Consider the following 625-nt stretch of genomic DNA (forward strand, 5'->3'; position numbering starts at 1 on the left):
ATATCTAGGTAAATTATCGATCTAAATTTATTTTAAAAAATAAAACTTTATTGAATTATTTTTTGATCTTTTTATCCTCGGATACATACTTAACGCATGAGCATTTAAGTTGAGTGCTTTTTATTTGGTAAGTAAGAGGATGTACTATGAATAAGCTTCTCTTTTTAATGTTGTGCGGTATTTTTTCTTTTTCTTCCTTTGCCTACAACAACGGAAACGGCGGTACAACTAATTTGGGACCTATAGTCGAATGTAAGATGCCAAGTGGCGACATTACGAATATTCCAAGTGAAATGTGTCGATTTAGAGGTGGGGAATGGGAATAGTAAAGAAGTAAGAGCTTAGTTTGATATAAGAGCCCTTTTCAACCTTACCTTTCTGCGTAGTCACGGTTTATACAAGTACGTAGATATTTAAAGTTTATATTGAGGTGATGATTATGAGATTTTTATCTGGTCTATTAGTAATATCTTTTGCCATAATTCCGTTAACCACTCATGCTAATGGTGCATCCGGTGGTCGTACGATAGGCCCAGAGATAAAGTGTGAGTTGCCAAACGGTAATGTACATATGTTGCCACCGTTATATTGCAAAATATACGACGGCCGAGAAGTGAAATAGAAA

The 625-nt window shown here is 34.9% G+C and carries 1 protein-coding gene; it reads left to right on the forward strand.

Annotated features, from left to right (window positions below; all coding sequences use genetic code 11):
- Window positions 1-146: 146 nt before the first annotated feature.
- A complete protein-coding gene (locus tag IQR33_RS12700) occupies window positions 147-326 on the forward strand; it encodes a hypothetical protein (RefSeq protein ID WP_193843745.1) in 180 nt (59 codons plus the stop codon).
- Window positions 327-625: the final 299 nt, after the last annotated feature.

Source organism: Vibrio sp. OPT46, assembly GCF_015163535.1.
In the GTDB taxonomy this organism is placed as follows: domain Bacteria; phylum Pseudomonadota; class Gammaproteobacteria; order Enterobacterales; family Vibrionaceae; genus Vibrio; species Vibrio alginolyticus.